This is a genomic window from Bradyrhizobium sp. CCGUVB4N (assembly GCF_024199945.1).
In the GTDB taxonomy this organism is placed as follows: Bacteria; Pseudomonadota; Alphaproteobacteria; order Rhizobiales; family Xanthobacteraceae; genus Bradyrhizobium.
Genome location: NZ_JANADP010000001.1, coordinates 8291019 through 8315853, shown reverse-complemented (window position 1 = coordinate 8315853; position 24835 = coordinate 8291019). Strand labels below are relative to the sequence as shown.

At 63.6% G+C, this 24835-nt stretch carries 25 protein-coding genes; 10 read left to right on the top strand and 15 right to left on the bottom strand.

Annotated elements, in window-relative coordinates; translation table 11 throughout:
* Positions 1-78 precede the first annotated feature (78 nt).
* From NLM31_RS38785 to NLM31_RS38770, 4 genes are all read left to right on the top strand, one after another.
* Positions 79-1089, top strand: coding sequence for an alpha/beta hydrolase (locus tag NLM31_RS38785; RefSeq protein ID WP_254195652.1), 1011 nt, complete (start codon positions 79-81; stop codon positions 1087-1089).
* A 289-nt stretch (positions 1090-1378) separates the two neighbouring features.
* Positions 1379-1969: an inner membrane-spanning protein YciB gene (locus NLM31_RS38780; RefSeq protein ID WP_254195651.1), complete on the top strand. Its 591-nt coding sequence runs from the start codon at positions 1379-1381 to the stop codon at positions 1967-1969.
* 11 nt (positions 1970-1980) lie between these two features.
* Entirely contained in the window at positions 1981-2535 is a 555-nt protein-coding gene (locus tag NLM31_RS38775; protein WP_254195650.1) for a hypothetical protein, read from the top strand.
* A 4-nt stretch (positions 2536-2539) separates the two neighbouring features.
* Complete coding sequence (locus NLM31_RS38770; RefSeq protein WP_254195649.1) at positions 2540-2842, top strand: transcriptional regulator; 303 nt, start codon at positions 2540-2542, stop codon at positions 2840-2842.
* A gap of 511 nt (positions 2843-3353) precedes the next feature.
* On the opposite strand, the gene NLM31_RS38765 is transcribed toward NLM31_RS38770, so the two are convergent.
* The 4 genes from NLM31_RS38765 to NLM31_RS38750 are packed head-to-tail and all read right to left on the bottom strand — an operon-like array spanning position 3354 to position 7321.
* On the bottom strand, positions 3354-4631 hold the full coding sequence (locus tag NLM31_RS38765) for a DUF4238 domain-containing protein (protein ID WP_254195648.1): 1278 nt from the start codon (positions 4629-4631) through the stop codon (positions 3354-3356).
* Positions 4632-4678: 47 nt separating this feature from the next.
* Positions 4679-5710, bottom strand: coding sequence for a hypothetical protein (locus NLM31_RS38760; RefSeq protein WP_254195647.1), 1032 nt, complete (start codon positions 5708-5710; stop codon positions 4679-4681).
* Positions 5707-6558: a hypothetical protein gene (locus NLM31_RS38755; RefSeq protein ID WP_254195646.1), complete on the bottom strand. Its 852-nt coding sequence runs from the start codon at positions 6556-6558 to the stop codon at positions 5707-5709. Before NLM31_RS38755 ends, NLM31_RS38760 begins: the two co-directional genes overlap by 4 nt.
* A 34-nt stretch (positions 6559-6592) precedes the next feature.
* The gene (locus tag NLM31_RS38750) at positions 6593-7321 is read right to left on the bottom strand and encodes a hypothetical protein (RefSeq protein ID WP_254195645.1); all 729 of its coding nucleotides are present in this window, start codon (positions 7319-7321) and stop codon (positions 6593-6595) included.
* Between the two features lie 753 nt (positions 7322-8074).
* Between NLM31_RS38750 and purD the strand changes: the two genes are divergently transcribed.
* Together purD and NLM31_RS38740 are read left to right on the top strand one after the other, a co-directional pair.
* Entirely contained in the window at positions 8075-9358 is a 1284-nt protein-coding gene (gene purD / locus NLM31_RS38745) for a phosphoribosylamine--glycine ligase (protein WP_254195644.1), read from the top strand.
* A 165-nt stretch (positions 9359-9523) separates the two neighbouring features.
* Positions 9524-10429, top strand: a complete 906-nt coding sequence (locus NLM31_RS38740) for an alpha/beta fold hydrolase (protein WP_254195643.1) — start codon at positions 9524-9526, stop codon at positions 10427-10429.
* Here the strand turns inward: NLM31_RS38740 and NLM31_RS38735 are convergent.
* Complete coding sequence (locus NLM31_RS38735; RefSeq protein ID WP_092230031.1) at positions 10426-10884, bottom strand: nucleoside deaminase; 459 nt, start codon at positions 10882-10884, stop codon at positions 10426-10428. The genes NLM31_RS38740 and NLM31_RS38735 overlap by 4 nt on opposite strands.
* 119 nt (positions 10885-11003) lie before the next feature.
* Here NLM31_RS38735 and NLM31_RS38730 point away from each other — a divergent pair, with 119 nt between their 5' ends.
* Positions 11004-13025, top strand: a complete 2022-nt coding sequence (locus NLM31_RS38730; RefSeq protein WP_254195642.1) for a pseudouridine synthase — start codon at positions 11004-11006, stop codon at positions 13023-13025.
* A 1-nt stretch (position 13026) separates the two neighbouring features.
* Complete coding sequence (rsmD, locus tag NLM31_RS38725; RefSeq protein ID WP_254195641.1) at positions 13027-13581, top strand: 16S rRNA (guanine(966)-N(2))-methyltransferase RsmD; 555 nt, start codon at positions 13027-13029, stop codon at positions 13579-13581.
* A 108-nt stretch (positions 13582-13689) separates the two neighbouring features.
* On the opposite strand, the gene mutL is transcribed toward rsmD, so the two are convergent.
* On the bottom strand, positions 13690-15504 hold the full coding sequence (gene mutL, locus NLM31_RS38720) for a DNA mismatch repair endonuclease MutL (protein WP_254195640.1): 1815 nt from the start codon (positions 15502-15504) through the stop codon (positions 13690-13692).
* A 241-nt stretch (positions 15505-15745) separates the two neighbouring features.
* Here mutL and NLM31_RS38715 point away from each other — a divergent pair, with 241 nt between their 5' ends.
* Positions 15746-16063 (top strand): ribbon-helix-helix domain-containing protein, encoded by a 318-nt coding sequence (locus NLM31_RS38715; RefSeq protein WP_254134417.1) that lies wholly within the window; start codon positions 15746-15748, stop codon positions 16061-16063.
* A gap of 220 nt (positions 16064-16283) precedes the next feature.
* Here the strand turns inward: NLM31_RS38715 and NLM31_RS38710 are convergent, their stop codons facing one another.
* Genes NLM31_RS38710 through NLM31_RS38695 form a run of 4 tightly spaced genes read right to left on the bottom strand, consistent with a single transcriptional unit; the run spans position 16284 to position 19193 of the window.
* Positions 16284-17852 carry a GMC family oxidoreductase gene (locus NLM31_RS38710; RefSeq protein WP_254134416.1) on the bottom strand — a complete coding sequence of 523 codons (1569 nt, stop codon included), beginning with the start codon at positions 17850-17852 and terminating at the stop codon, positions 16284-16286.
* 29 nt (positions 17853-17881) lie between these two features.
* Positions 17882-18430: a gluconate 2-dehydrogenase subunit 3 family protein gene (locus tag NLM31_RS38705; RefSeq protein ID WP_254134415.1), complete on the bottom strand. Its 549-nt coding sequence runs from the start codon at positions 18428-18430 to the stop codon at positions 17882-17884.
* A 46-nt stretch (positions 18431-18476) separates the two neighbouring features.
* Positions 18477-18872 carry a VOC family protein gene (locus NLM31_RS38700; protein ID WP_254195639.1) on the bottom strand — a complete coding sequence of 132 codons (396 nt, stop codon included), beginning with the start codon at positions 18870-18872 and terminating at the stop codon, positions 18477-18479.
* A complete protein-coding gene (locus tag NLM31_RS38695) occupies positions 18873-19193 on the bottom strand; it encodes a c-type cytochrome (protein WP_309143732.1) in 321 nt (106 codons plus the stop codon). It abuts the gene before it with no gap.
* Between the two features lie 395 nt (positions 19194-19588).
* Here NLM31_RS38695 and NLM31_RS38690 point away from each other — a divergent pair, with 395 nt between their 5' ends.
* Positions 19589-19897, top strand: a complete 309-nt coding sequence (locus tag NLM31_RS38690) for a hypothetical protein (RefSeq protein ID WP_254195638.1) — start codon at positions 19589-19591, stop codon at positions 19895-19897.
* Positions 19898-19991: 94 nt separating this feature from the next.
* Here the strand turns inward: NLM31_RS38690 and arfB are convergent, their stop codons facing one another.
* The 5 genes from arfB to lspA form a co-directional block, all read right to left on the bottom strand.
* Entirely contained in the window at positions 19992-20408 is a 417-nt protein-coding gene (gene arfB, locus NLM31_RS38685; RefSeq protein WP_254134411.1) for an alternative ribosome rescue aminoacyl-tRNA hydrolase ArfB, read from the bottom strand.
* Between the two features lie 116 nt (positions 20409-20524).
* Positions 20525-21997, bottom strand: coding sequence for a pitrilysin family protein (locus NLM31_RS38680; protein ID WP_254195637.1), 1473 nt, complete (start codon positions 21995-21997; stop codon positions 20525-20527).
* The gene (locus NLM31_RS38675; protein ID WP_254195636.1) at positions 21913-23307 is read right to left on the bottom strand and encodes a pitrilysin family protein; all 1395 of its coding nucleotides are present in this window, start codon (positions 23305-23307) and stop codon (positions 21913-21915) included. The genes NLM31_RS38680 and NLM31_RS38675 overlap by 85 nt, the downstream gene beginning before the upstream one ends.
* A 190-nt stretch (positions 23308-23497) precedes the next feature.
* On the bottom strand, positions 23498-24229 hold the full coding sequence (locus NLM31_RS38670) for a hypothetical protein (protein ID WP_254134408.1): 732 nt from the start codon (positions 24227-24229) through the stop codon (positions 23498-23500).
* A 110-nt stretch (positions 24230-24339) separates the two neighbouring features.
* Positions 24340-24834 (bottom strand): signal peptidase II, encoded by a 495-nt coding sequence (gene lspA, locus NLM31_RS38665; protein WP_254195635.1) that lies wholly within the window; start codon positions 24832-24834, stop codon positions 24340-24342.
* Position 24835: the final 1 nt, after the last annotated feature.

Below are 24835 nucleotides of genomic sequence, written 5' to 3'. Positions count from 1 at the left end.
GCCAATCCGGGACTTGATCGGGAGAGTACTCTGTAATATAGAGTTCTCTATTGATGATCCGATCAGGGAGTTTGCGCCATGGCGAAGCAGTTGCTGCGAGGTGCCCTCGGCCTGTTGAAATGGGGTCTCTGCGCCGTCGGCGCAGTGGCGCTGATCCTCACCGCCCTGATCGCAACGCCCCTGCAGCGGCCGCCGGAGCTGCGCTCGGTCTCCGACTCCCGCAAGGGCGTCGACATGTCGACGCTGCCGGCGCTCGAGCGCTTCCAGGCCCGCGACGGCACCTGGCTCGGTTATCGCCATTACGCCGCCGGCGGCTCCGACACCGGGCGCGGCACGATCTTCATCCACGGTTCGTCCGGCTCGTCCGGCACGATCAATCACGCCCTGACATCGGCGATATCAGCGCATGGCGTCGAGACCTGGGCGCTGGATACGCGCGGCCATGGCGCATCGGGCACGCGCGGCGACATCGGTTATGTCGGCCAGCTCGAGGACGACCTCGTCGATTTCGTCGCCCATGTCCGCAGGAGCGCGCCGGATCTGCCGCTGACTCTCATCGGCCACTCCGCCGGCGGCGGCTTCTCGTTGCGAGTCGCCGCGACGCCGATCGTGCAGGACCTGTTCGTGCGTACCGTGCTGGTCGCGCCCTATCTCGGCTATGACGCGCCGACCAACATGCCGCATTCGGGCGGCTGGGCCAACGCCGACATCCCGCGCTTCCTCGGCCTCACCGCGCTGCGCAAGCTCGGCATCGACTGCTGTTCGCAGCTGCCCGTGCTCGCCTTCGCCGTGCCGCCGAATTCGGAGCGCTTCCTGACGCCGACCTATTCCGACCGCCTGATGCGCAATTTCGCCACGCACGGCTATCGCCTCGATCTGCCGCTCGTGACGCATCCGATGACGATCTTCGGCGGCGCCGAGGACGAGATGATGATCTCCGCCAAATACGCCGAGACCGTGCAGGCCATCAAACCCTCGGTCGACGTCAAGCTGATCGACGGCGTCAACCACATGGGCATGGTCACCAATCCGAAGGCAGTCAATGCCATCGCCGAGGACGTGGCGACCAGAGGGGCGGGGCAGTCATGATGCGACCCGTTGGTGGAAGGGCCATCGCATATAATGTGCACAACGCGGCGGCATCGGCGCTGCGCTCCCTCTCCCGCTTGCGGGGGAGGGTTGGGGTGGGGGTCTCTCCGCAACGGGGCACTCGCCCAGAGGAAAGAACCCTCACCCGCCGCGCACGGGACGATGCTGACGCATCGCCCGGGGCGCGTCGGCCTCTCCCGCAAGCGGGAGAGGCGGAGCAAGCCGCAGATGTCCTCGTGAAATCCATATGCGATTGCCCTGCCGTTGCCGGCAAGCCGTGGAGGCTCCCATGAAGAACCTGTTCGCGGCTGGAAAATTGCTGCTGCTCGACATGGCGGCGACGCTGTTGTTTCTCGTGCTCTATCTGCTGACCCACAATGTGACCCTGTCCGTCGTGCTCGGCATGGCGCTGGGCATCGCCCAGATCGGCTGGCAGGCGGCGCGCCGCAAGCCGATCGACACCATGCAGTGGATGAGCCTGTTTCTGGTGCTCGGCGCCGGCACCGTCACGCTGCTCACCGACGATCCGCGCTTCGTGATGATCAAGCCGAGCGTGATCTACGTCATCGTCGGGGTAGTGATGCTGAAGCGGGGATGGATGAACCGCTATCTGCCGCCGATCGCGATCGAGCTGGTGCCTGACATCGCCATCATCGTCGGCTACGCCTGGTCGGGCCTGATGTTCGTCTCGGCGGCGCTGAACGTGATCGTCGCGCTCAATGTCGACGTTGCGACCTGGTCGGTGGCCATGTCGATCTATGGCATCGTCAGCAAGGCCGCGATGTTCCTGATCGGTTACGCATTCCTGCGCACCATCGCTGCCGCGCGTCGTCGACATGCCGTCGAACGCGCGCACGATGCTGCGATGATGCCGGGTTGATGGAGGCCGACATGATCGACAGCAAGCAGGCCGCCGAGGCGCTGGCCGAGATCGACGACATCGTCCAGCGCGTGCGGCAGTCGCGCATCTACGATCTCGCCAGCCGGATGATGATCCTGTGGGGCGTGCTGGTGTTCGCGGCAGACATCGCGACCTGGCTGTTGCCGCAAGGCGCCAATTACTACTGGCTCGCGGTCTATGGCCTCGGCATCGCCGGCTCGTTCGCGATCAGCGCGGCGAACCAGGCGTCGACCGGCGTGCGCAGCTTCGACATGCGAATCCTGCTCGCCTTCCTGATGTTCATCGCCTTCGGCTTCCTGTGCGCGCATGTGCTCGGTCACTTCACGTCGCGTCAACAAGGCGCGTTCTGGACCATCTATTTCATGCTGTTCTACGCGCTGGCGGGGCTGTGGTTCGGCACGGCCTTCGTCGTCATCGCGCTCGCGATCACCGGCCTGACGCTGGTCGGCTATTTCTTCGTCACCGGTGATGCCTTCCTGCCGTGGATGGCTGTCGTCAACGGCGCCGGCCTGATCGTCGGCGGCCTCTGGATGCGGCGGAGCTAGCGCCATGGCCGAGCTCGACGACATCATCCATCAGCCGCTGCGGCTCAAGATCATGGCCGCACTGAATTCGCTCCCGGCGACCGCCTCGGGCCTCGAATTCGCACGGCTGAAGAAACTCACCGGCGCCACCGACGGCAATCTCGGTGCCCACATCGAGACCCTAGCGAAAGCGGGCTACGTCTCGGTGGAGAAGGCTTTCGTGGGGAAGAAGCCGCAGACGACGGTGATGGCCACGGCAGACGGCCGCGGCGCCTTTGCGCGGCATGTGGCGACGTTGCAGGAGATCATTGCGGGGAAGCAGGTGTAGCGCTGCGCCGTCATGCTAACGCGCGCCTCTGTCATTCCGGGGCGTCGCGAAGCGACGAGCCCGGAATCCATTCATCCACCGACATTGGGGCCCGATGGTTCCGGGCTCGCGCTGCGCGCGCCCCCGAATGGCGGGAAGGGGAGGCACCAGCGCCCTGAATTCGAAAGCGCCTTCGCGCAACCCTGCGGTACCGCATCGTGACAACCCCACTGTCACCGAAAATATCGTGTCTCACCTCAGGGGGCAGTCCAGCAGCCACGTGAACCAAGCCGCGGTCCACCTCTGACGTGATGATGAAGTCCGCTTCGTACCCGCGAACCAGCTCTCTTCAGCGGCGAGCTTGGAGGCTGTGGCCGTCAATGCCCGGCGGCAACCGCCCGTTGGTCACTTCTGGAGCGGGTGAAGCGCGAGGGGCTGGCTATCTGCTCGCTAGAGCGCTGCATGATTGAGCGCCTAACGGTGATTTGCTGCTCCGGCTACCACCTTGCTCAAAAACAGATTTTCCTCGACCTTAAATCGCGCGGGCGTTGCCCCGTGACTTCAATCCGGCCGGAAGATTCCGCTTCTCCAGATCAAGATGGTATTGATGATACTCGGCATCATCTGTGTCGGATCGTCGCCCGCCGAAGTCATCGCTTACCCCTCGTCGCTTCGGTCCAAACAAGCGAGCAAATTCTCCCTGAAAGGCGCGAAGTGTGCGCGCCTCAGTAGCATCAGTGTCTTTGCGATACCCCTTCTGCCATGGTCGGCGGCCGTACTCGTCGAACGCTTCGCCCCTTCCCCCCTCGTAGCCGATGATCATCTGTCCACCCATGTGCAGACCGCGAGGATCGGGCATGAGCAAGTAGCGATCGTCCAGCTTTCGCCAGTGCTCAGATGGAATTTTGCGTTCGGGATACAGCCACTCCTCCTGCGGAGACGCTATAAACCTCTGCGCCCGCCGCTTCATGATGAAGTTAATTTGGTTGACTTCGACATCCTCAAGCTGGCGGCCCGTCTGAATTGCGGTGAAATTGAACATCGCATCCCGAAAGAGCCCGGGGTTCGGGCGGAACGTCTCAGTCTTGCCGTACGGATTTCGCGCCCATGATAGGTTCGTCAGGATGAGAATTCTTGTGGGGCTCAACGCAAAGAACGTGTGCGTCCCGTTCATGCGAATGTCGGGATCGGTGTGGACCCGCGCATACTCGCCCTCCGGGAAGATGTCTCGGTTGTAGACGGTGACGGGATGGTCGCTAACGATGAATTTCGTCTCCGCCCCGTCAGCGGACGCGATAGCCCACACACACTCAGTCCATAATGCGCAATGCAAGTTCTGCAGGCGCTGAAGTTCAAGCAGCAATCGGTTCTTCGACGACACTCGTATCAGCGAGGAAAGATACTTTAGCCCCTTCGGCGTACGAAATTTTTGCACGCTCATGTAAGTTAGCAGAGAATTGAACGCCTCTTGGGGAGACGTATCGCCGCTGAAGTCGTCGAATGAGTTATATCGTGAAAAAAGATCGACGGCCTTCCGCCCATTTTCATCGACTTTACCAAAGAAGAATCGCTCGATCTCGGTCGACTCATACTGTCCGTACTTAGTAGTGTAGAGATCAGTCTCCTTGAAGCACGACGACGTGCCCCAGCGCTGCCAACCGTTCGTCGTGCGCTTTGTACGCAGAACCCCATTTGGGTCGCGAAACTGCTCGGGTTTTAGATCAAGGTAATAGAACTTGCGCTCTCCGACGGAAGGCAAGAATTTTTCTTGATACCAGCGGGGTACGTAGTGATTTTCCTTGTATTTCATGAACGAGACGCAAAACCTGTTTCTGCGTGATCAAATCGGTCTTCGAATTAATGCTCCCACCGCTCCAACCCACGCAGATCGGTAACCTTGAGGCAGAGCTTCGCATCGCCAGCTGCTGGCGTCCCGAAAATGACGATAGATTCTGTTCGGGATTGACCGGGTTGAAGAATTGCGCCGATTCTGCGCTCGTTTGTCCCAAGTTCTGCTGGGCAATCGGTCGCCTTTGACGCGAACATCCACCCGAAGGAAACGTCTTTAACCGGGCTCTGCGAAACATTCGTCACCTTGAATTCTATTGTGCGCATCGTGCAAAGATCAGGCTTGTCACACGTTAGTCGAAGGTTGCTGATTTTGACGCTCTTGAGAAATTCTCGACGCACCTCTTTGGCCTTTCGTTCCTCGTCGGCCATGTGCGCCCGAAGGCTCTCTTGGAAGGCCGCATCTTGGGCGCGCATGCGTTCTCGCTCGCGATTCTCTTCAAACTCGTTTCCAAATTCGTCGTGAATCTTGGCCGGATAACCAGCGGGAGCGTTCTCGGCCGATACCCGGAGCCAGCGGATCTTCTTATCTTTTCCCTCACGAACATTGATCAAAAAATGAAAATCGGAGGCGCACTGCGTATGGATTGAGGTGATCAGCACCCTCTCACGGATGTCGTTGTCTGGGATCTCAATGACGCCTTGACTCTCTAAAACCAGTCCGATTGCTGCTTGCGTTTCTTCCAATCGGGCATCCGCCAGTACCGAGGCCTTCACCTTGGCGGCTAGGCTCTCCATGCGAGGAATATCTGCCGCTATGCATGGTCGAGCGGCCTCCTCATTCGAGCGCTTACGTTCCTCCGCTCGCCGTATCATAGCTTCGTTTTCTTCATACGCTGTTTGCGCCTTCACGCAGTCCTTCCACGCGAAGTACTGCGTCATGCTCGGATACAGAGCGGTGCAGCGGTGCTCGATATCGGAAGTGTCGGCGAATGCGGCCAGCGGTGCAGTCAACAGCCCCAGAGCGGCGGTCACTAAACCGCGCAGTAAGTAGGACCGCAGCCACGCTCGTCCCATCCTAGATCGTTGGGCGATGTTCACTTTATGAGATCGTTGAGTTCGCGACATTTGCCACCTGCGTGGATCATGGCATGGCAATTTGCACACACTATAGCCAACTCCGAGAGTGTAACCATGCGTCCGGTGCGGGGGGCCTTGTGCAGCGGCATCAAATGATGCACCTGCGCGTAGCCCTTGCCGAGCGTGCCGTACCGGGCCTCAAAATCGAAACCACACTTGGGCACTTCACACACTAACTTGCCGGACTTGCCGATGGCTTCGTTGATCTTTGCTCGACGCATAGCGCTCTCGCGGCGGCGATGAATCACAAATCGACGCCTCTGCTCGCCCTCGAATGCAAACAATTCAACGTCCTGTGCGCTCAGTTTGGTTGCAACTGGCTCTGCACCCCGCACCATCGAACAGCGTCCCGTGCCCAAGTCGTAATGCGCTATCGCCCACGGGACTGGATCAAGCAGACGAGCCTCGACCTTGCTTGGTCCTGAGCCATCTGACTGAGGACCATGCACAAAGATGATGCGAAGCGGCAGCGCTTCGCTGAAGGCGACCCACAAATGCTGATCGAAATCGTTGGCTCTTTTGTTGACGCTGCCCGTGCCTGGCTCAGTTCTTGGTCTCGTCCACTTGCCCCGAGTGACCTCATAGTAGATTTTGCCGTCGCGCTCTTTGAGGTTTTCATGCCAGAGGCAAGCAACAACAAACTCGCCTGGCTGCAGAAAAGACCAGTTGTAACAATATTTGGGATTGCTCGCCGCACGCGCGGCCCCACCCTTCATGTTCGCCCAATGTGAAACGTCCATTCCGAGAGAGCGGAGAATATCCATGACAAGAAGCCGTGCGTGCGGCTTAAGATCAGCGCGGCTCGTCATTCTTCGCATCCACTCGCGCTAACGCTCGCGCTCATCATGGCTTTGTATCACCGCTGTTCGGAGCTTGCTTGAGCTTGCTGTTTTCATTTTGCGCTCGCTCCAGAATTACCTTCGAGAGCTTTTCATTATGGTCCAACAGCGCGCGGAACATGCCTGCACTCTCGGTTATAATTTTGTCCTCTCGGGCTTTTAAGCTCTCCATGTCCTTCCGCATCTCAAAAAACACGATGTAGCAAACGGCGAAAGTCAGCGCGAGCGGCACCAGAAGCGTCGCTGTGATCAGCCTTTGAATACGTGCAGCACGAGTAGCCGCTATCCCAGCATCCTCGCCTACTTTCGTCGCGCTAGCTCCCAATTCGACAGACGTGCCGAACACGTCATTCACAGCATCGGGCAGGTACATCTCAAGCAACGACAAGACCGCATCTTCGGACGTCTCTTTGCTGACGCCCAACACGTCAAGCAGAAGATCCATACTCCCGTAGGAAATGCCTCTTATCCTTACGCGAATGCCGGGAGTGAGATATCGACGAAGGCGCCTCCCGAAACCGAATCCGTACTCCTCCGGATCTTGATTCAAGTAGAAGCCCAACGTACCGGGCAGCCTATTGCGAATGGCTCGCTCGGCTCTCGCTGGATCATCTAACATGGCGTCTGCTGATGATGTCGGAGGCGAGCCACGCAGAAACTCTCTCCAAAACATGGTACGCGAAGAGGTCGGTCCTTCGGTATCAGAAATTTCAATTCGCGCCCGCACCAGCATTTTTAATGCTCTCCTGCCTTCAGCGTATGCAGGGCCGAATCCAGCAGAAAACAAAACTGGAATACGACGCGCGCCATCTCAAACCCCTGCCATGGAGCCATCCTAGCCGGACTACCTGCGGTTACAAGATTGTCTGACTATAGATTAGAGTGGAATCAGCACGTGGTCCTCGGGCGGTATAAATCTCTCGCCGGTCTAGTCGCGCCCAACTACCCTGATCAGGCGTTTTTCAACTACCTTGATCCTAGGAGCAGCCCCTGCCGAGCACGCGAGCCACTTGGGCCGGGCGCCAACGCTCCGAAGCGCGCGGCGTCGGAATACCTTGGGAGTTCAGCCCTGCGGCGATCTTGGGCAGGCTCGTGACGCCAGCCTTCTGCAAGGCCCTGATGGTGGGCATGATGTCGCCATGCGCCGCAACGGCGATCGAGTAAGCTCGCGCGGGCTCTGGGAGATCTCGTCAGCATCTCAACGGATGAAGTACGTCGATCGCAACCGCGGTAATAGGGTGATCGCTCTTGCGTACCGCGGCGGGGTATGGACATTAGCAGCTTCGGCAATGTTGCTTATTCCGCTGAAGGTTGAGGTAAATTCCGCAGTGTTGCCAACCGGTCTGCGCATGTCGCCCCTGTGAATTCCCGGCTCGCGCCTCAGCGGCGCCCCCCGAGTGACCGGAGTTCGCCGTAAGCCCCCTTGAGCCCCACCCCGATTCGTGCGACCTCCGGCCCCAGCAAAACCCCTCAGTTCGAGCCTTCGATGCACATTCTCCTGCTTGGTTCCGGCGGCCGCGAACATGCTCTGGCGTGGAAGATCGCAGCCTCTCCCCTGGTGACCAAATTCTGGTGCGCGCCCGGCAATGCCGGCATCGCGCGCGAGGCGGAATGCGTGGCGCTCGACGTCGCCGACCATGCCGCCGTGATCGCCTTCTGCAAGGCCAATGCGGTCGAGCTGGTCGTGGTCGGCCCGGAGACGCCGCTGGCCGCCGGCATCGTCGATGACCTCGCCGCCGCCGGCATCAAGGCGTTCGGGCCGAACAGGATCCCCGCCCAGCTCGAAAGCTCCAAGGGTTTTACCAAGGCGCTCTGCACCGAATTCGGCATTCCGACCGGCGCCTACAAGCGCTTCACCAATGCCAACGATGCGCGCGCCTACGTCAACAGCCAGGGCGCGCCGATCGTGGTGAAGGCCGATGGTCTTGCGGCCGGCAAGGGCGTCGTCGTTGCGAAAACCGTGCGCGAGGCCGAGGACGCCATCGCCATGATGTTCGAGGGCGCGTTTGGCGACGCCGGCGCCGAGGTGGTGATCGAGGAGTTTCTGCCCGGCCGCGAGATCAGCTTCTTCGCGCTGTGCGACGGCGAGACCGCCATTCCGCTCGCCTCCGCGCAGGACCACAAGCGCGTGTTCGATCACGACGTCGGCCCGAACACCGGCGGCATGGGCGCCTATTCCCCGACGCCTCTGGTGACGCCTGCGATCCACGACGCGATCATGGCCAAGATCATTCTGCCGACGGTCGCCGGCATGAAGCAGCGCGGCACGCCGTTCCGCGGCATTCTCTATGCGGGGATCATGCTGACGACGCAGGGCCCAAAGCTGTTCGAGTTCAACGTCCGCTTCGGCGACCCCGAGTGCCAGGTGCTGATGATGCGCATGATGTCGGACATCGTGCCGGCGTTCCTCGCCTCCTGCGACGGTCAGCTCAGGAATTTCGACCTGCGCTGGTATCCGGAGTCCGCGCTCACCGTGGTGATGGCGGCGAAGGGTTATCCCGGCGACTACCAGAAGGGGACTCGCATCGAAGGGCTCGATGACGCCGCCAAGGTCGAGACCGCCGAGATCTTCCACGCCGGCACGGTCGCGAAGGACGGTGCCATCCTCGCCAATGGCGGCCGCGTGCTCAATGTCTGCGCGCTGGGGGCTGATGTGACCGAAGCGCAGGCGCGCGCCTACCAGGCCGTCGACCGCATCCACTGGCCGGAGGGTTTTTGCCGCCGTGATATCGGCTGGCAGGCGGTGGAGGCCGAGAAGGCCAGGGGCTGACGAGGAACTGACGGGCTTTTTGCCGGCCGCCGCGCAATTTCCGGCCCCGCTCGTCGGCACGCCGAAAACGTGCAGGCAAGTCTTGAACTTGGCTACTGTGCATGGGGTTGTTTTCGACTTTCGCGTCGAGGCGCCCTCGCGACTGACCAGGTAAGGATGCAGAAGATGTCCGATCTCGCCGACCTCTATCCCGGCTTCGCCTCCGAATGGATCAACACCTCGTTCGGCCGCATCTTCGCCCGCGTCGGCGGCAAGGGGCCGCCGCTGTTGCTGCTGCACGGCTTCTCCGAGACGCATGTGATGTGGCACCGCGTCGCGCCTGAGCTGGCCGACCAGTTCACGCTGATCATCGCCGACCTGCCGGGCTACGGCTGGTCCGACATGCCCGAGAGCGACGCGCTGCACATGCCCTACAGCAAGCGCGCGATGGCCAAGGCCATGGTCGAGGCGATGGAGCAACTCGGCCACGTCCACTTCGCGCTCGCCGGCCACGACCGCGGCGGCCGCGTGTCGTACCGGCTGGCGCTCGATCATCCCGGCCGGCTGTCGAAGCTCGCGGTGCTCGATATCCTGCCGACCTATAATTACTGGGAGCGGATGAACCGCGCCTATGCGCTGAAGATCTATCACTGGACGTTTCTCGCCCAGCCCGCGCCGCTGCCGGAGACGCTGATCTCGGGCCAGGGCGAATTCTTCCTGCGCTTCAAGATGGCGAGCCAGACCAAGTCGAAGACGCTGGACGCGATCGACGCGCGCGCGCTGGCGCACTACATCGCCCCGTTCCGCGATCCCGCCCGCGTGCATGCGATGTGCGAGGACTACCGCGCCGGCGCCACTATCGACTACGACCTCGACAAGGCCGATTTCGAGGCCGGCAAGAAGATCACCATTCCGATGCTGGCGCTGTGGGGCGGCGTCGGCATCGCCCAGGCCGCCGCCACGCCGCTCGATGTCTGGAAGCAATGGGCAACCAACGTCGAGGGCCAGCCGGTGGATTCCGGCCACTTCCTCACCGAGGAGAACCCGGACGTCACCGCCCGGGCGCTGCGCGCGTTTTTCGCAGGTGGTTAACGCCGCTCGCGAAAGAACTCCTTGAGCAGCCGCGCCGCCTCGCTCTCGCCGACGCCGGAATAGACATCCGGGGCGTGGTGGCAGGTCGGCGAGGCAAAGAACCGCACGCCGGACTCGACCGCGCCGCCCTTGGGGTCGGCCGCGCCGTAATAGAGCCGGCGGACCCTTGCAAACGAGATCGCGCCCGCACACATGGTGCAGGGCTCCAGCGTCACGTAGAGGTCGCAGTCGACCAGGCGCTCGCTGCCGATCTTCTTCGCCGCCTCGCGCAGCGCAATGATCTCGGCGTGTCCCGTGGGGTCGTAATCGGTCAGCGTCCGGTTGGCGGCGGTGGCGATGACCTCGTAATTCCGGACCACCACGCATCCGATCGGAACTTCGCCCGCCTTTCCGGCATTTTCGGCCGTTTTGAGCGCTAAATCCATGAAAGAGGGGGCTTTCAAGCCTCGTATCATCCGAAGAAACCTGCTAGTAGCTGCGCCTTCAGCAGAAGTGCTTACCGATTTTGCCTGAGCATGCGGCTCGAAACGAGCGCGCACAATGCTCACTGGCCATCCCCTGAGTGAGATTATTCATGCCTCGCGACAGCGACAAAGACAACGATTCCCGCGGCCGGCGAGGCCCTCCCAAGGGGCCCGCAAAGGGCGGCCGCAGCGGCAAGCCGCGCGGCCCCGACAAGAAGTTCGCCAAGCGCGGCTTCGAGGGCAAGAGCGAGGGGCGTGGCGACCGCGACAGCCGTCCGCCCCGCGAGGGCAAACCGTTCCGCCGCCGCGAGGAAGGCGACGCGCCGCGCCGCGATTTTTCCGATCGTCCCCGCTTCAAGCGCGACGATCGCGGCGGCGAGGGCCGCGGCGAGCGCAGCTTCAAGCCGCGTGGCGACCGCCCCTTCTCCGATCGTCCGTCGCGTGACGGCGAGAAGCGGCCGTTCAAGCCGCGCGGTGACCGTCCCTTCTCCGGCCGCGACGACCGTCCGCCGCGCAGCCGGGATCGCGATGATGCGCGTCCCGCCGGTCGTTTCGGCGACAAGAAGTTCGGCGACAAGCGGCCGTATGCGCCGCGCGGCGAGCGTCCGGAACGCAAGTTCGACGGCGAGCGGAAGTTTTCGCGCGATCGCGGCGAGCGGGACGATTCAAAGCCGTGGCAGAAGCGCGAGGATCGTCCGCGCGGCGACCGGCCGCCGCGCAAGGACTTCAGCAAGGGTCCGCGCAAGGATTTCGGCGGCCGTGACCGCGGCGAGGACAAGCCCTGGCAGAAGCGCGATGACCGCCGCGACGGTGGCCGCGGTGAAGACCGTCCGCGCTTTTCGCGCTCGCGCGATGATCGCGCCTCCGGCGATCGTCCGTTCCGCGATCGTCCCAAGTTCGACCGGCCGCGTCGTGATGATGACGGCCCGCGCGGCGGGCGCGGTGGCGGCCGTCCGAAATTCGACCGTCCGCGCGAGCGGCCCGAAGGCCGCATGGACTGGCAGGAGCATCCGCGCAGCGAGGGTCGCTTCGGCGACCGTCCGCGCCGCGACAGCGAGGACGACAGCAGGATCTTCGAGAAGCGTCCGGCCTTCGGCGGCCGTGGCGCCTATCGCGCGCGCGAGCGTGATTTCGAGGGACGGCCGCGTCGCGAAGAAGCGCCGAAGCCGAAGAAGGCCGGTGAGCGCATCGCCAAGGCACTTGCGCGCGCGGGCCTCGCCTCGCGCCGCGACGCCGAGGAGATGGTCACGCAGGGCCGCGTCACCGTCAACGGCCGCGTCATCAACTCGCCGGCGCTCGACATCACCAAGAACGATGTGGTTCTGGTCGACGGCAAGCCATTGCCGGAGCGCGAACGCACGCGGCTGTTCCTCTATCACAAGCCGCGCGGGCTGATGACGACGCATGACGACCCCGAGGGGCGTCCGACCGTGTTCGACAATCTGCCCGAAGGCCTGCCGCGGCTGATCTCGATCGGCCGGCTCGACTTCAACACCGAAGGCCTGTTGCTGCTCACCAATGACGGCGGCCTCGCCCGCACGCTCGAGCTGCCGGACACCGGCTGGCTGCGACGCTATCGTGTTCGCGCCCATGGTGACATCACCCAGGCGCAACTCGACCAGCTCAAGGACGGCATCGAGGTCGAGGGCGTGAAATACGGCCCGATCGAGGCGACGCTGGAGCGCGATCAGGGCGCCAATGTCTGGCTGGTGTTCGCGATCCGCGAAGGCAAGAACCGCGAAGTGCGTAACGTCTGCGCCCATCTCGGGCTCGAGGTGAACCGGCTGATCCGCGTCTCCTACGGTCCGTTCCAGCTCGGCGAGGTCCCCGAAGGCCAGGTCGAAGAGGTCCGCGCGCGCGTGCTGCGCGATCAGCTCGGCGACAAGGTGATCGAGAAGTCGGGCGCGCAGTTCGACGTGCCGAGGAAGTCTGTCGAGGGCGATGCCTCCGGCGCGAAGACGTCCAAGCGCGCCGTGATCGCGGACAGCAAGGGTCGCCGCGTGCTGGTGCAGCGCACCGGCAGCGACGAGTCGCGCGAACGCAACGAGCAAGAGGCGAACGGCTACGGCCCGCCGCGCCGTCCCAAGCGCGGCTATCACGGCAAGCGCGATCTGACGCCGCGGGACGAATAACATGCGCGTGGTCGGCGGTCGCTTGAAGGGGCGCAATCTCGCCTCACCGTCTTCGCGTGACATCCGTCCCACGGCGGATCGGCTGCGCGAGTCCGTGTTCAACATCCTCGTGCACGCCTATGACAATCCGATCGAGGACGCCCGCGTGCTCGATCTCTTCGCCGGCACAGGGGCGCTCGGCATCGAAGCGTCCTCGCGCGGCGCGAAATTCACGCTGTTCGTCGACAATGGCGCGGAGGCGCGTGCGCTGCTGCGAAACAACGTCGAGTCGCTCGGCCTCGGCGGCGTCACAAAAGTCTATCGTCGCGATGCGACCGATCTCGGCCCGGCACATCCCGTCGAGCCGTTCTCGCTGGTGTTCCTCGATCCGCCCTATGGCAAGGGTTTTGCGGAGAAGGCGCTCGCCTCCTTGCGCGATGGTGGCTGGCTGACGCCAGGGGCGCTGCTCGTGGTGGAAGAGGCGAAGGCCGCGCAGTTCGTGACGCCGGAAGGGTACGAGGAGCTGGAGCGGCGGGCGTATGACGATACGGAGTTTGTGTTTCTCAAGAAGCCGTAGTTCCCGCTGCCGGAGGGTGGGCAAAGCGGAAGCGTGCCCACCACCTCTTTCGATCATGAAGAGATCGCGGGGACGGCGCGTTGCGCCTTTGCCCGCCCTACGGCACCGTCACCGCCGCCCGAACAGCTTCTCGACATCGGCGAGCTTCAGCTCGACATAGGTCGGCCGGCCGTGATTGCACTGGCCGGAGTTCGGCGTCTCCTCCATTTCGCGAAGCAGCGCGTTCATCTCCTCGGGCCGTAAGCGGCGGCCGGCGCGCACCGAACCGTGGCAGGCCATGGTGGCGGCGACGTGCATCAAGCGGCGATCGAGCGGCAGTGCATCGTCCCATTCTGCCATGTGTTCCGAGAGATCGCGCAACAGCCCGCCGGCATTGGTCTTGCCGAGCAGCGACGGCGTCTCGCGCACCGCGACTGCGCCCGGGCCGAAGGATTCGATCGCAAGTCCGAATGAAGCGAGTTCCTCGCTGCGCTCGAGCAGGCGCTCGACCGTCGCTTCGTCCATCTCGACGATCTCGGGGATCAACAGGATCTGCCGCTGCACGCCGTTTTCGGCAAGCGAAGCCTTCAGCCGCTCATAGACGATCCGCTCATGCGCGGCGTGCTGGTCGACGATGATGAGACCGTCGCGGGTCTGCGAAACGATATAGGTTTCGTGAAGCTGGGTGCGCGCAGCACCAAGCGGACGGTCGACGAGATCGGTCACAGGCTGCGGGTCGAAGCGCACGTCGGCGCTCGGCGCGCCGACGTCGAACGCGGCCTGAGCTCGCTCGGCGAAGGCGGGCGCGGCGGAGCCTTCGAATGACGGCATCGGCGCGACCGGAGCGGATGGCGAGGCTCGCCAGTCCCAGCTTGCCGGTCGTGGCGGTGTGAAGGCCGGGCGGAACGACGACAGCGCACTCTCGCCGCTGTTGGCGGCGGTGCGTCGGCCCTCGCGCGCGAGGCCTTCTTTCAGCCCGTGCACGATCAGCGCACGGACGAGGCCAGCATTGCGGAAGCGCACCTCGGTCTTGGCGGGATGCACATTGGCATCGACCTCGCGCGGATCCAGCGTGACGAACAGTGCCAGCACCGGATGCCGGTCGCGCGGCAGATAATCGGCATAGGCCCCGCGCACAGCGCCGAGGATCAGCTTGTCGCGCACCGGACGGCCGTTGACGAAGAGATATTGTCCGAGCGCGTTGGCCTTGGTCAGCGCAGGTGCTGCGGCGTAGCCTGCGACGACGACGCCTTCGCGCTCGGCATGAACCTCAAAGGCATGGCTGCGGAACTCCGCGCCCAGGATATCGCCGAGCCGCGTCAGGCGCCCGGCCGCGCCGGGCAGTGCCGCTGCCCAGGTCACCGGCGCGCGCTCCTCGCCCGCGAGCGTGAAGGCGACATCGGGCCGCGCCATGGCGAGCCGCCGCACCACCTCGCGGATTGCTTCCGCCTCGGTCCGGTCGGTCTTCAGAAACTTCAGCCGCGCCGGCGTCGCATAAAAGAGATCGTTGACCTCGACGCGGGTGCCGTGCGCGAGCGCAGCCGGCATGATCTCGGACTTCTCGCCGCCCTCGACAGTGAGCGCCCAGGCATGCGGCTCGCTGGCATGCCGCGTGGTGATGGCGAGACGCGCGACCGAGCCGATCGAGGGCAGCGCCTCGCCGCGGAACCCGAGGGTGCGGATCTGGAGCAAATCCTCGTCGTCGAGCTTGGAGGTGGCATGGCGTTCGACCGCCAGCGACAGATCCCTCTGGGTCATGCCGCCGCCGTCATCGGTGATGCCGATCCGCCGCCGCCCGCCGCCATCGGTGAAGACGTCGATCCGGCTCGCGCCGGCATCGATCGCGTTTTCGACGAGTTCCTTGACCACGCTCGCCGGACGCTCGACCACCTCGCCGGCGGCGATGCGGTTGACGACCTGCTCTGGAAGCTGACGGACGGGCATGGGGCTTTCGATTTGGATTCGCGGAACAGCCTATTCTAGGCCGTGTTGCGTCAAAAGCATGTGTTGGGCAACAGGCGTGTGGGGGCCTGGGGAAGAGGGATGCCTATCACATTGAAGACATTGGGCGTTCGAGAAAATCCCGCAACCGGCGCGGACCGCTCTCCGGCTACGGTCCCTGATTGTGGGGGGCCGGGCAGCGGTGTAGCATCGTGAAAAAACGGCAACAGGACGGGAGGACGCCATGTGCCATCTCTTCGCGCACCAGCCCCAACGCGACTATGAATCCCAAACGCGGTCCTTGCGGATCGGCGGGCACTGCACGTCGATCCGGCTGGAGATGGCGTTCTGGGACACGCTGGAGGAGATCGCGGCCAAGGAGAGCATGAGCGTCGGCAAGTTCCTGACGACGCTCTACAACGAGGTGCTCGACCACCATGGCGAGGTCAACAATTTCGCCTCGCTACTGCGCTGCTCGTGTTTGATCTATCGCTCGAAGAGCGTGGCGCAGGTGCAGGATTTCAAGGCCACCGTGGCGCCGATCCTCGACGCGGCTGAATAGCGCTAAGCGCGAGCCCGCATCCACATTCTCGATGTCGTCCCGGCGAACGCCGGGACCCATACCGCGGAATCCATCGAGTGTGGGTGATCGGCGTACCGAACGACTAATCTTCGTCACACTTCTCCCTGTGGTTATGGGTCCCGGCGTTCGCCGGGACGACACCTTGAGTGTGGATACGCAATCTCTCCTCGATGCCGTCCTGCGCGATGACGGCGCCAGATCAGATCTCCTTCTTCTGCATCGCCCCTGCAATGTAGTCCGCCTGCCGGATCGCGAGCGCGACGATGGTCAGCGTCGGGTTGCAGGCCGCGCCGCTGGTGAACTGGCTGCCGTCAGAGACGAACAGGTTCTTCACGTCGTGGCTCTGTCCGAACTTGTTGACCACGCCGTCGCGCGGCTTCTCGCTCATCCGGTTGGAGCCGAGATTGTGCGTGCTCGGATAGGGGGGTGTCGGATAGGTCACGGTGGCGCCGACGGCGTCATAGACCGCCGCGCCCTGCTTGTAGGCGTGCGCCCGCATCGCGAGGTCATTGGGATGATCGTCGTAATGCACGCTCGCGACGGGCTGGCCGAACTTGTCCTTCACGGTTGGATCGAGCGTGATGCGGTTGGTCTCCTGCGGCATGTCCTCGCCGACCAGCCACATGCCGGCCATCCGCGGATAGCCATCGATCGCAGCGGTGAACGGCCGGCCCCATGCGCCGGGATTGAGGAACGCCGCCATGAAGGGCAGTCCGAGCGACAGCGTCTCCATCTCGTAGCCGCCGACGAAGCCGCGCTTCGGATTATTGGCCGCTTCGTCGCGGATGATGCCGGCCATGGTGGTGCCGCGATACATGTGCACCGACTTCTCGAACACGGCGTAGACGCTGCCGGTCATGTGACGCATGTAGTTGCGGCCGACCTGACCGCTCGAGTTGCCGAGGCCGTCGGGGAACATGCTCGATGCGCTGTTGAGCAGCAGCCGCGGGCTCTCGATCGAATTGCCTGCGACTGCGACGATCCGCGCCTTCTGGCGTTGCATCGCCCCGCTCTCGTCGGCATAGACCACGCCGGTGACCTTGCCGCTCGCATCGTGCTCGATCTTGACCACCATGCTACCGGGGCGGACCTCCAGATTGCCGGTCGCCTCGCCCTTGGGGATCTCGGTGTAGAGCGTCGACCATTTCGCGCCGGATTTGCAGCCCTGGAAGCAGAAGCCGATCTGCTGGCAGGAGCCGCGTCCGTCGCGCGGCTGGCTGTTGATCGCCATGTTGCCGGTGTGCACGGTCTTGTAGCCGAGCTTTTTCGCGCCGGCCTCGAGCACCCGGAAATTGTTGTTGCCGGGGAGTCCGGGAATGCCGTTGGTGCGGGTCACACCCATCTTGTTCTCGGCCTTGGCGTACCACGGCTCCATCTCCGCGAGCGTGACCGGCCAGTCCAAAACGTTCGCACCGGGAATGTTGCCGTAGGTGCTCTTGATCTTGAACTCGTGCTCGTCGAAGCGCAGCGAGGCGCCGGCCCAGTGGATGGTGGAGCCGCCGACCGCCTTGACGATCCAGGCGGGCAGGCCCGAGAAATCCTTGGCGACGCGCCAGTTGCCTGACGTGGTGCGGGCATCGGTCCAGGCGAGCTGGGAGAAGCTGTCCCACTCGTCATTGATGAAGTCCTGGTTCTCGATGCGCGGACCGGCCTCGAGGATGACGACCTTGACGCCCTTCTGCGCGAGCTCGTTGCCCAGCGTGCCGCCGCCGGCGCCGGAGCCGACGATCACCACAACGCTGTTATCGTTCAGATCGAATTTTGCCATATGCGTTCTCCTGAACCGTTGGGTGCGACCTAGGCCTTCGGCAGCCAGTCGATGTCGGCGAAGCCGCGGTTGATGTAACCGCCGTGCTCGGCGGAGGAGCCCTCGTAGCCGAACCGCGGCCAGACCTCTTTCTGGTTGTAGAGGGAGACGACGAGATCGCCGCGAACCTTCTGGAAGAAGTCGCTTCCCTCGATCTCCTTCAGCAGCACCACGCGATCGGCTTCCCAGGGCACCTCGGCATAAGGCGCCTTGTGGCGATCCTTCGCGTTCTGGTCGAGCCGCGCGATGCCGTCGCTGATGAGCGACTTGACGGCGGGGTCCTTGGCAGCCTTGTCGTCCCACGGCTTGATCGCGGTGATGTAGTAGCTGTCGCCGAGAACGTCGTGCGGATAGATGTCGCGCGCGACCTTCAGCAGGGTCTTCATCGTCGCGGGCGAAAGTGTGCCGGCCTCATCGGCCCAGGCGTCCTCGATGTTGACGGCGACACTGGTCGCCACAGCCACGACCGGGACGGCGGTCGCTGCGCCCTTGAGAAAGACGCGACGGCTATGCTTGCTTCGACGATCGACTTCTCTCATGGGTTCCTCCGTAGGTCTTTTATGATTGGGATTTCCGTGATCGTGATCAGCCGAAACGTCCGCCCCGCTGGATCACTTCGATCTTGTAACCATCGGGGTCGCTGACGAAGAAGAAGCGCGCCAGCGTCTTGCCGTCGTGCTTGAAGTCGCGCAGCGGCCCCGGTGCGAGCTGCTCGCGGGCGAAGCGGGCATGCTCGGCATCGAGATCCTCGACCACCACGGCGAGATGGCCGTAGCCGTCGCCGAGCTGGTACGGTTCCTTGCGATCAAAGTTGACCGTCAGCTCGACCTCGAAAGGTGAGGAGGGATGACGCAGATAGATCAGTGCAAAGTCCGGAAACTTCAGATGATCTACGACTTCGAGGTGGAAAGCGCGCCGGTAGAAATCGAGCGATCGTGCCTCATCGCGTACGCGGATCATGGAATGGACAGGCTTGGCCATTCAATTCAGCTCCTTGAGATAGGCGATGATGGCGGTGCGCGTTTCCGGCTTGCCCTGACGGTAGGCCATGATCGTGCCGGGAATGACGGCCTGCGGATTGGTCAGCCACGCATCAAGCTTAGCGTCGTCCCAGGTGAAATCAGCTTTCGCGAGACCGTCGGAGTAGCGAAAGCCTTCAATCTTGCCGGCCGTTCGCCCCACGACCTTCACCAGCGGCGGACCCTGTCGCATCGGTTCCGACAGATTGGTGGTGTGGCACACCGCGCATTGCTGCTTGAACAGTGTCGCGCCATCCGGCGGCTTCGCGGCCGGCAACGGCATCTGCGCATCGGCAATACGTGTCGCCAGCACCATCGCGGTGCACAATCCAAGAACGACTGCGCGCATCGCCAAGACCCGTCTATCCACGACAAAAATCAGCGTGCGCAAACTCTAGGCGGCACAAAACATGCCGTGGTAGTAGCGGGCTGTTTCATCGCGCAAGCGATTCAAATTGCAAAATCGCGATCGGTCATTCCACGCGAATGTTCCGCGCTGCCGCATATGAGGAGCGCAATTTCGCGAAAGCGCCTCCAAATCCCTAAACGATGACCACACCATGCGGATTGGATGGCGAGCACGCCGTTCGTGCAATCGACGCGATCGGGCGGTTTGGTTTCCGCGAACGGCGTGGGGAATGGCCAAGCTGCTCATCGCGGAAAATCCAGGAGACATGGATGAAGTTGGTGAAGACCTCAGTGATCGCTTGTGCTCTTTCCGCCCTGCTTGCGGGCCCTGTCCTTGCGCAAGGAGTGTCATCCGACACCAAGTTGCGTGGCGGCGCGCAAGGCAAGACAACGCAAGGCGGCGTCGCGGGCAATAGCGAAGAAGAGCTGGAAGCGCAGCCGGGCGGTGCGGGCCAGACTGGCATGAAGCCGGCCAAGAGCACGAAGGGCACGGTCGGCACCACGGGCAGTGCCACGCATAAGAGCGCCACCGACGGGTCCGCTCCGGGCGGGGCGACGACCAGCGGCAAGCGCTACTGACGCACGAGATTTGAGCGAGCGAACCTCCGGTCGCATGGCGGCCGGAGGTTTTGCTATGCCCGGCAGTTCAATCTTCGTGGCCGGTGAAGGACACTCAATCGTCGAAGCGCCCGCCGCGTCCGGCCTTGACGTCGCTGCGGCGCTTCTTGCCGTCGAGCCGTCGCTGTTTGGAGGCAAAGGTCGGCCGCGTTGCGCGGCGCGGCGTCGGCCGGATCATCGCTTCGCTCAGGATCTCGACGAGGCGGTCGATGGCGTCCTGCCGGTTGCGCTCCTGGGTGCGGAAGCGCTGGGCGTGGATCACGATCACGCCGTCCTTGGTCATGCGCTGGCCGGCGATGCGGGCGAGCCGGATCGCCGCATCCTCAGGGATGGTCAGCTTGCGCGTGTCAAAGCGCAGCTGGGCCGAGGTCGAGACCTTGTTGACGTTCTGCCCGCCCGGGCCGGAGGCGCGGACAAAGCCGATCTCGATGTCGTCCTCGTCGATAACGAGATCGCGGGATATCCGCAGCATGATGGCACCATTGGCGATATCACGACATATCGCGGAACATCCTTGTTCGGCAATGGTGCATCTGGAAACGCAAATGGCCGGGCGAGCCCGGCCATTTCAGGAAACGTCAGGAGACGTCAGTTCGACTTGGTCGCCGGCGCCGCGGCCGGTTGCGCCGCAGCCTGCGGGGCGCGGCCGACGATGACGGTCAGCAGTCCCTGGCCCCACAGCCGCTTGGCGGCAGCCTTGGCGTCGTCCAGCGTCACCGCATCGACGATGGTGTTGCGCTTCTCGATATAGTCGATCGGCAGCTTGTCCTGCTGGTATTGCAGCAGCGCCTGCGCGAGCTTGGAGGAGGTGTCGAGCGCCAGCATCTGCGAGCCCTTGAGGTACGACTTGGCCTCGTCGAGCTCCTTCTGCGTCGGACCCTCGTCGGCGATGCGGCGCACTTCCTTCTCGATGGCATCCATGGTGTCACCGGAGCGGTCGGCACGGGTGCCGGTGTTGCCGATGAAGATCGCCGAATGCTCCATCCAGAGCAGCGATTCGAACACGGAATAGGCCAGCCCGCGCTTTTCGCGCACTTCGCGGTAGAGCCGCGAGGACAGGCCGCCGCCACCGAGGATATGGTTCACGACATAGGCCGCCATGAAGGTCGGATCGCTGCGCTTCACACCGGGGCCGCCGAAGGTGATCACGGTCTGCGGCACGTCGAGCGGCACGAAGGCGCGCTGCGGCGGCTTGGCGGCCTCGACGTCCGGCACCGGCACGAGATTGGCCTTGGCCGGCAGTGCGCCAAACGTGTGGTCGAGCAGCTTGCCGAGGGTTGCCGGGTCGACGTCGCCGACGACGGCAACCTTCAGGGTGTCCTTGGCGAGGTTGCGCGCGACGTAATCCTTCATGTCGGCGATCGTGATGGTCGGCACGCTCTCCAGCGTGCCGTTGGTCTGCCGTCCATAGGGATGATCGCCGAACGTCATCTCCAGAAACTTGCGGCTCGCCAGCGAGGTCGGGTTGGTGGTGTCGCGTCGCAGGCCCGAGATGACCTGCGAGCGGATACGCTCGACATCGGCCGCGTCGAAATGCGGCGAGGTCAGCGCGGACCGCAACAGATCGAAGGCCTCGTCCTTGTTGTCGCGCAACATGCGCAGGCTGCCGCGGAAGGTGTCGCGGGTGGCACTGAAGGAGAGTTCGATGGCGCGGCGGTCGAGCCGCTCATGGAACGTCTTGGAATCGAGATCGCCGGAGCCCTCATCGAGGAGGTCGCCGACCAGATTGGCGACGCCGGGCTTGTCCTTGGGATCCTGCGCCGAGCCGCCGGCAAAGGAATATTCCATGGCAATCAGCGGCACGGTCGCGTCCTGGACGAACCAGGCCTCGATGCCGCCCGGCGAGACCAGGCGCTGGATTTTTGCTGCCGCCTGCGACGGCGAGATCGTGGCGAGCGCGAGTGCCGCGCCCGTGGCGACGGAGAGCGCGAAGTGTCTTGCGCGCAGGACGTGTCTTGCACGGAGGAAGGAATGGGTCACGAACGCTTCTCCTCGCGCTTGGCAGCGGTGCTGGTGTCCTTGATCAGATAGCCGGTCACCGAGCGCTTCTTCTCGAGCCATTTTTGCGCGGCTTCACGGACCTGCTCGGCGGTGACGGCGCGGATGCGGTCCGGCCAGCTCCGGATGTCCTCGATCGACAGGCCGGTGGTCAGTGCGCCGCCATACCATCGCGCCAGCACCGCCTGATTGTCCTGGGCGTAGATCGCTTCCGCGATCAGCTGGGTCTTTACGCGTTCCAGATCTTCGGCGCGGACCGTGTTTTGCGCGATGTCGGCGATGACGCCGTCGATCACTTGTTCGACCTCCGCAAAGCTGACGCCCGGTTTCGGCGAGGCCGAGACCGCGAACTGGGTCGGGTCGAGCGAGATGCTGGAATAGCTGGCACTGGCGGAGACCGCGAGCGGCTTGTCGACCACGAGGGCGCGATAAAGATAGGAGTTGCTGCCGCTGCCCATCAACTGCGCCAGCACGTCGAGTGCGGCGCTCTCGCCGGCCGCGGCCGTCGTCGCCGACGGCACCAGATAATAGCGGCGCAGGCTCGGCTGCTCGACGCGCGGGTCGGACAGCGTGACGGTGCGCGGTGCCGCCGGCTCCGGCTCCTGCGGGCGGATGCGCTGCGCGGGGATCGCAGGCTGGGCCGGGATCGGGCCGAAATTGCGTTCGACCAGCGGGCGCACGTCGGCGGCCTCGACGTCGCCGGCGATCACCAGGATCGCGTTGTTCGGCGCGTAGAAGCGGCGGTAGAAGGCGAGGGCGTCCTCGCGATTGAGCTTCTCGATCTCCTGGTGCCAGCCGATCACCGGCCGGCCATAGGGATGGTTGAGATAGAGCGCAGCCATGATCTGTTCGTTGAGGCGCGCGTCCGGGCTGTTGGCGACGCGCATGTTGTACTCTTCGAGCACGACGTCGCGCTCGGGCAGCACATTCTCGTCCTTGAGGATCAGGCCGGTCATGCGATCGGCCTCGAACTCCATCATGGTCGGGAGCTGCTCTTTCGGCACGCGCTGGTAGTAGTTGGTGTAGTCGACCGAAGTCGATGCATTCTCGTTGCCGCCGACGCGGAGCACGGTCTGCGAGAACTCGCCGACCGGATGCTTCTCCGTGCCCTTGAACATCAGGTGCTCGAGGAAGTGGGCGAGGCCGGACTTGCCTGGCGTCTCGTCGGCCGAGCCGACCTTGTACCAGATCATCTCCGTGACCACGGGCGTGCGGTGATCAGGGATCACCACGACCTGGAGGCCGTTGCTGAGCGTGAAGCTGGCAGGCGGCGCAGACGTGACCGTCGTCTGGGCGAGTGCGCTGCCGACGTCGAGGGCAGATGTCGAAAGCAGCGCGGCGAAGAGGCAAACAACCGATCGGTGTGAGGACATCACGATCCTTGTAAAGGCCCGGACCCTGTCCGGGCGTGAAAGCACGGCATGCTACACCGCGCGGCTTTGAGCTTCGGGTCACGAAGCAGAGAACGCGGTCAAGTTGTACTTAAAAATAGGTCATCTGCCGCGTCCGGCCTACGCCGGACGGCCGCGGCGGGGCCGCGTCTGCGTGCGATGGACAAGGAGCCTATTGCTCCTTTTCCTTACCCGACCTGACGTCGAAATAGGTCCGCTTCGACTTATCCTCGCCGGTACCATAGGCATAGCTCGACGAAGGCGTCTGATATCCCGGCGGCGGCTCGGTCAGAGACTGGCGCGGCGGCTCGGACGTGAATTGCTTGCTCTCGTCCTTGTTGTTCGAAAACATCTTGAACAGGCCGCCGGTGTAACCGAGTTCGGCCGGGCTCATCGTCGGGTGGTTGGTGTTGGAGCCCGGCTGGGCCGGATCATTGACCGTCTTGTCGGGGCCGGCCGTCTTGTGGGCGTCCAGCTCGGCCGGCGACAGCGGCCGCGCATTTTTCAAATACTCCGCCTGCTTGTTGCCCGCCTTCTTCCGCTCAGCGATGGCCGCCTTGCGGCGCTTCTCGTCGGGATCCTTCGGCCAGTTCGGCGCGTTCGCGGCGTCGGCGCTGGCAGGCGGCGGCAGGTCGAGGTTCGGCGGCACCACCAGCGGCGACCGCTCGCGGTACTCGATGCCCTTCTTTTCCATGCTCTTGGCGCCGATGCCGGACATCAGATTGTCGATGAGCTTCTCTTCGAAGGTCATGTCGTCGTCATCGTCGCCATCATCACCGGCGCGGACCGGGCCTGCCGACATGACGAGACCGATGCCGAGGGCTACGGCTGACAATTTCAGCGCCAGCCAAAGTCCCCGCCGGGCGTCTCGGCCGATCGAACCGCTGGTCTGGAAGCTGCGCATGCCTATACCTGTTCCATATTGTGGCAGATTTGATCGTGCCAGCCTTGCCGCGTCGCGCGCGACCACCCCTCGCCATGCAAGGTTCCACCTCCGGCCCGTATCGGCCGGGATCAGGGCGCTTTTGCGGCGGGTACCCCCAGGAAGGAATCATACAATAGGGCCGCCACCCCAGCAACGATGGCCACGTCTGCCAGGTTAAAGACGTACCAATTATAGGTAATTCCGCCGATTTCGATGTGGAACAGGGCAAAATCGACCACCGCGCCATAGGCCAGGCGGTCGATGCCATTGCCGATGGCACCGCCGATGATCAGCCCCAGGGCCACCGTGGCGAGCCGGGTCTGCGACCGCGCCATCCAGATCGCGAGCGCGATCACCGCGACGACCTTCACCGCCATCAGCGCGAGCTGCGCGGCCTGACCGTCATTCTGGAGCCAGCCGAAGCTGATGCCGATGTTCCAGGCCAGCAGCAGGTCGAAGAACGGCATCACCTTCACCACGCCGCGGCGGGCAAGGTCGAACCCGTTCAGCAGCCAGAGCTTTGAGGCCTGATCGGCCACGAGCGTGACCACGGCCGCGAGGATGCCGGCGCGGAGCGGGGTCATG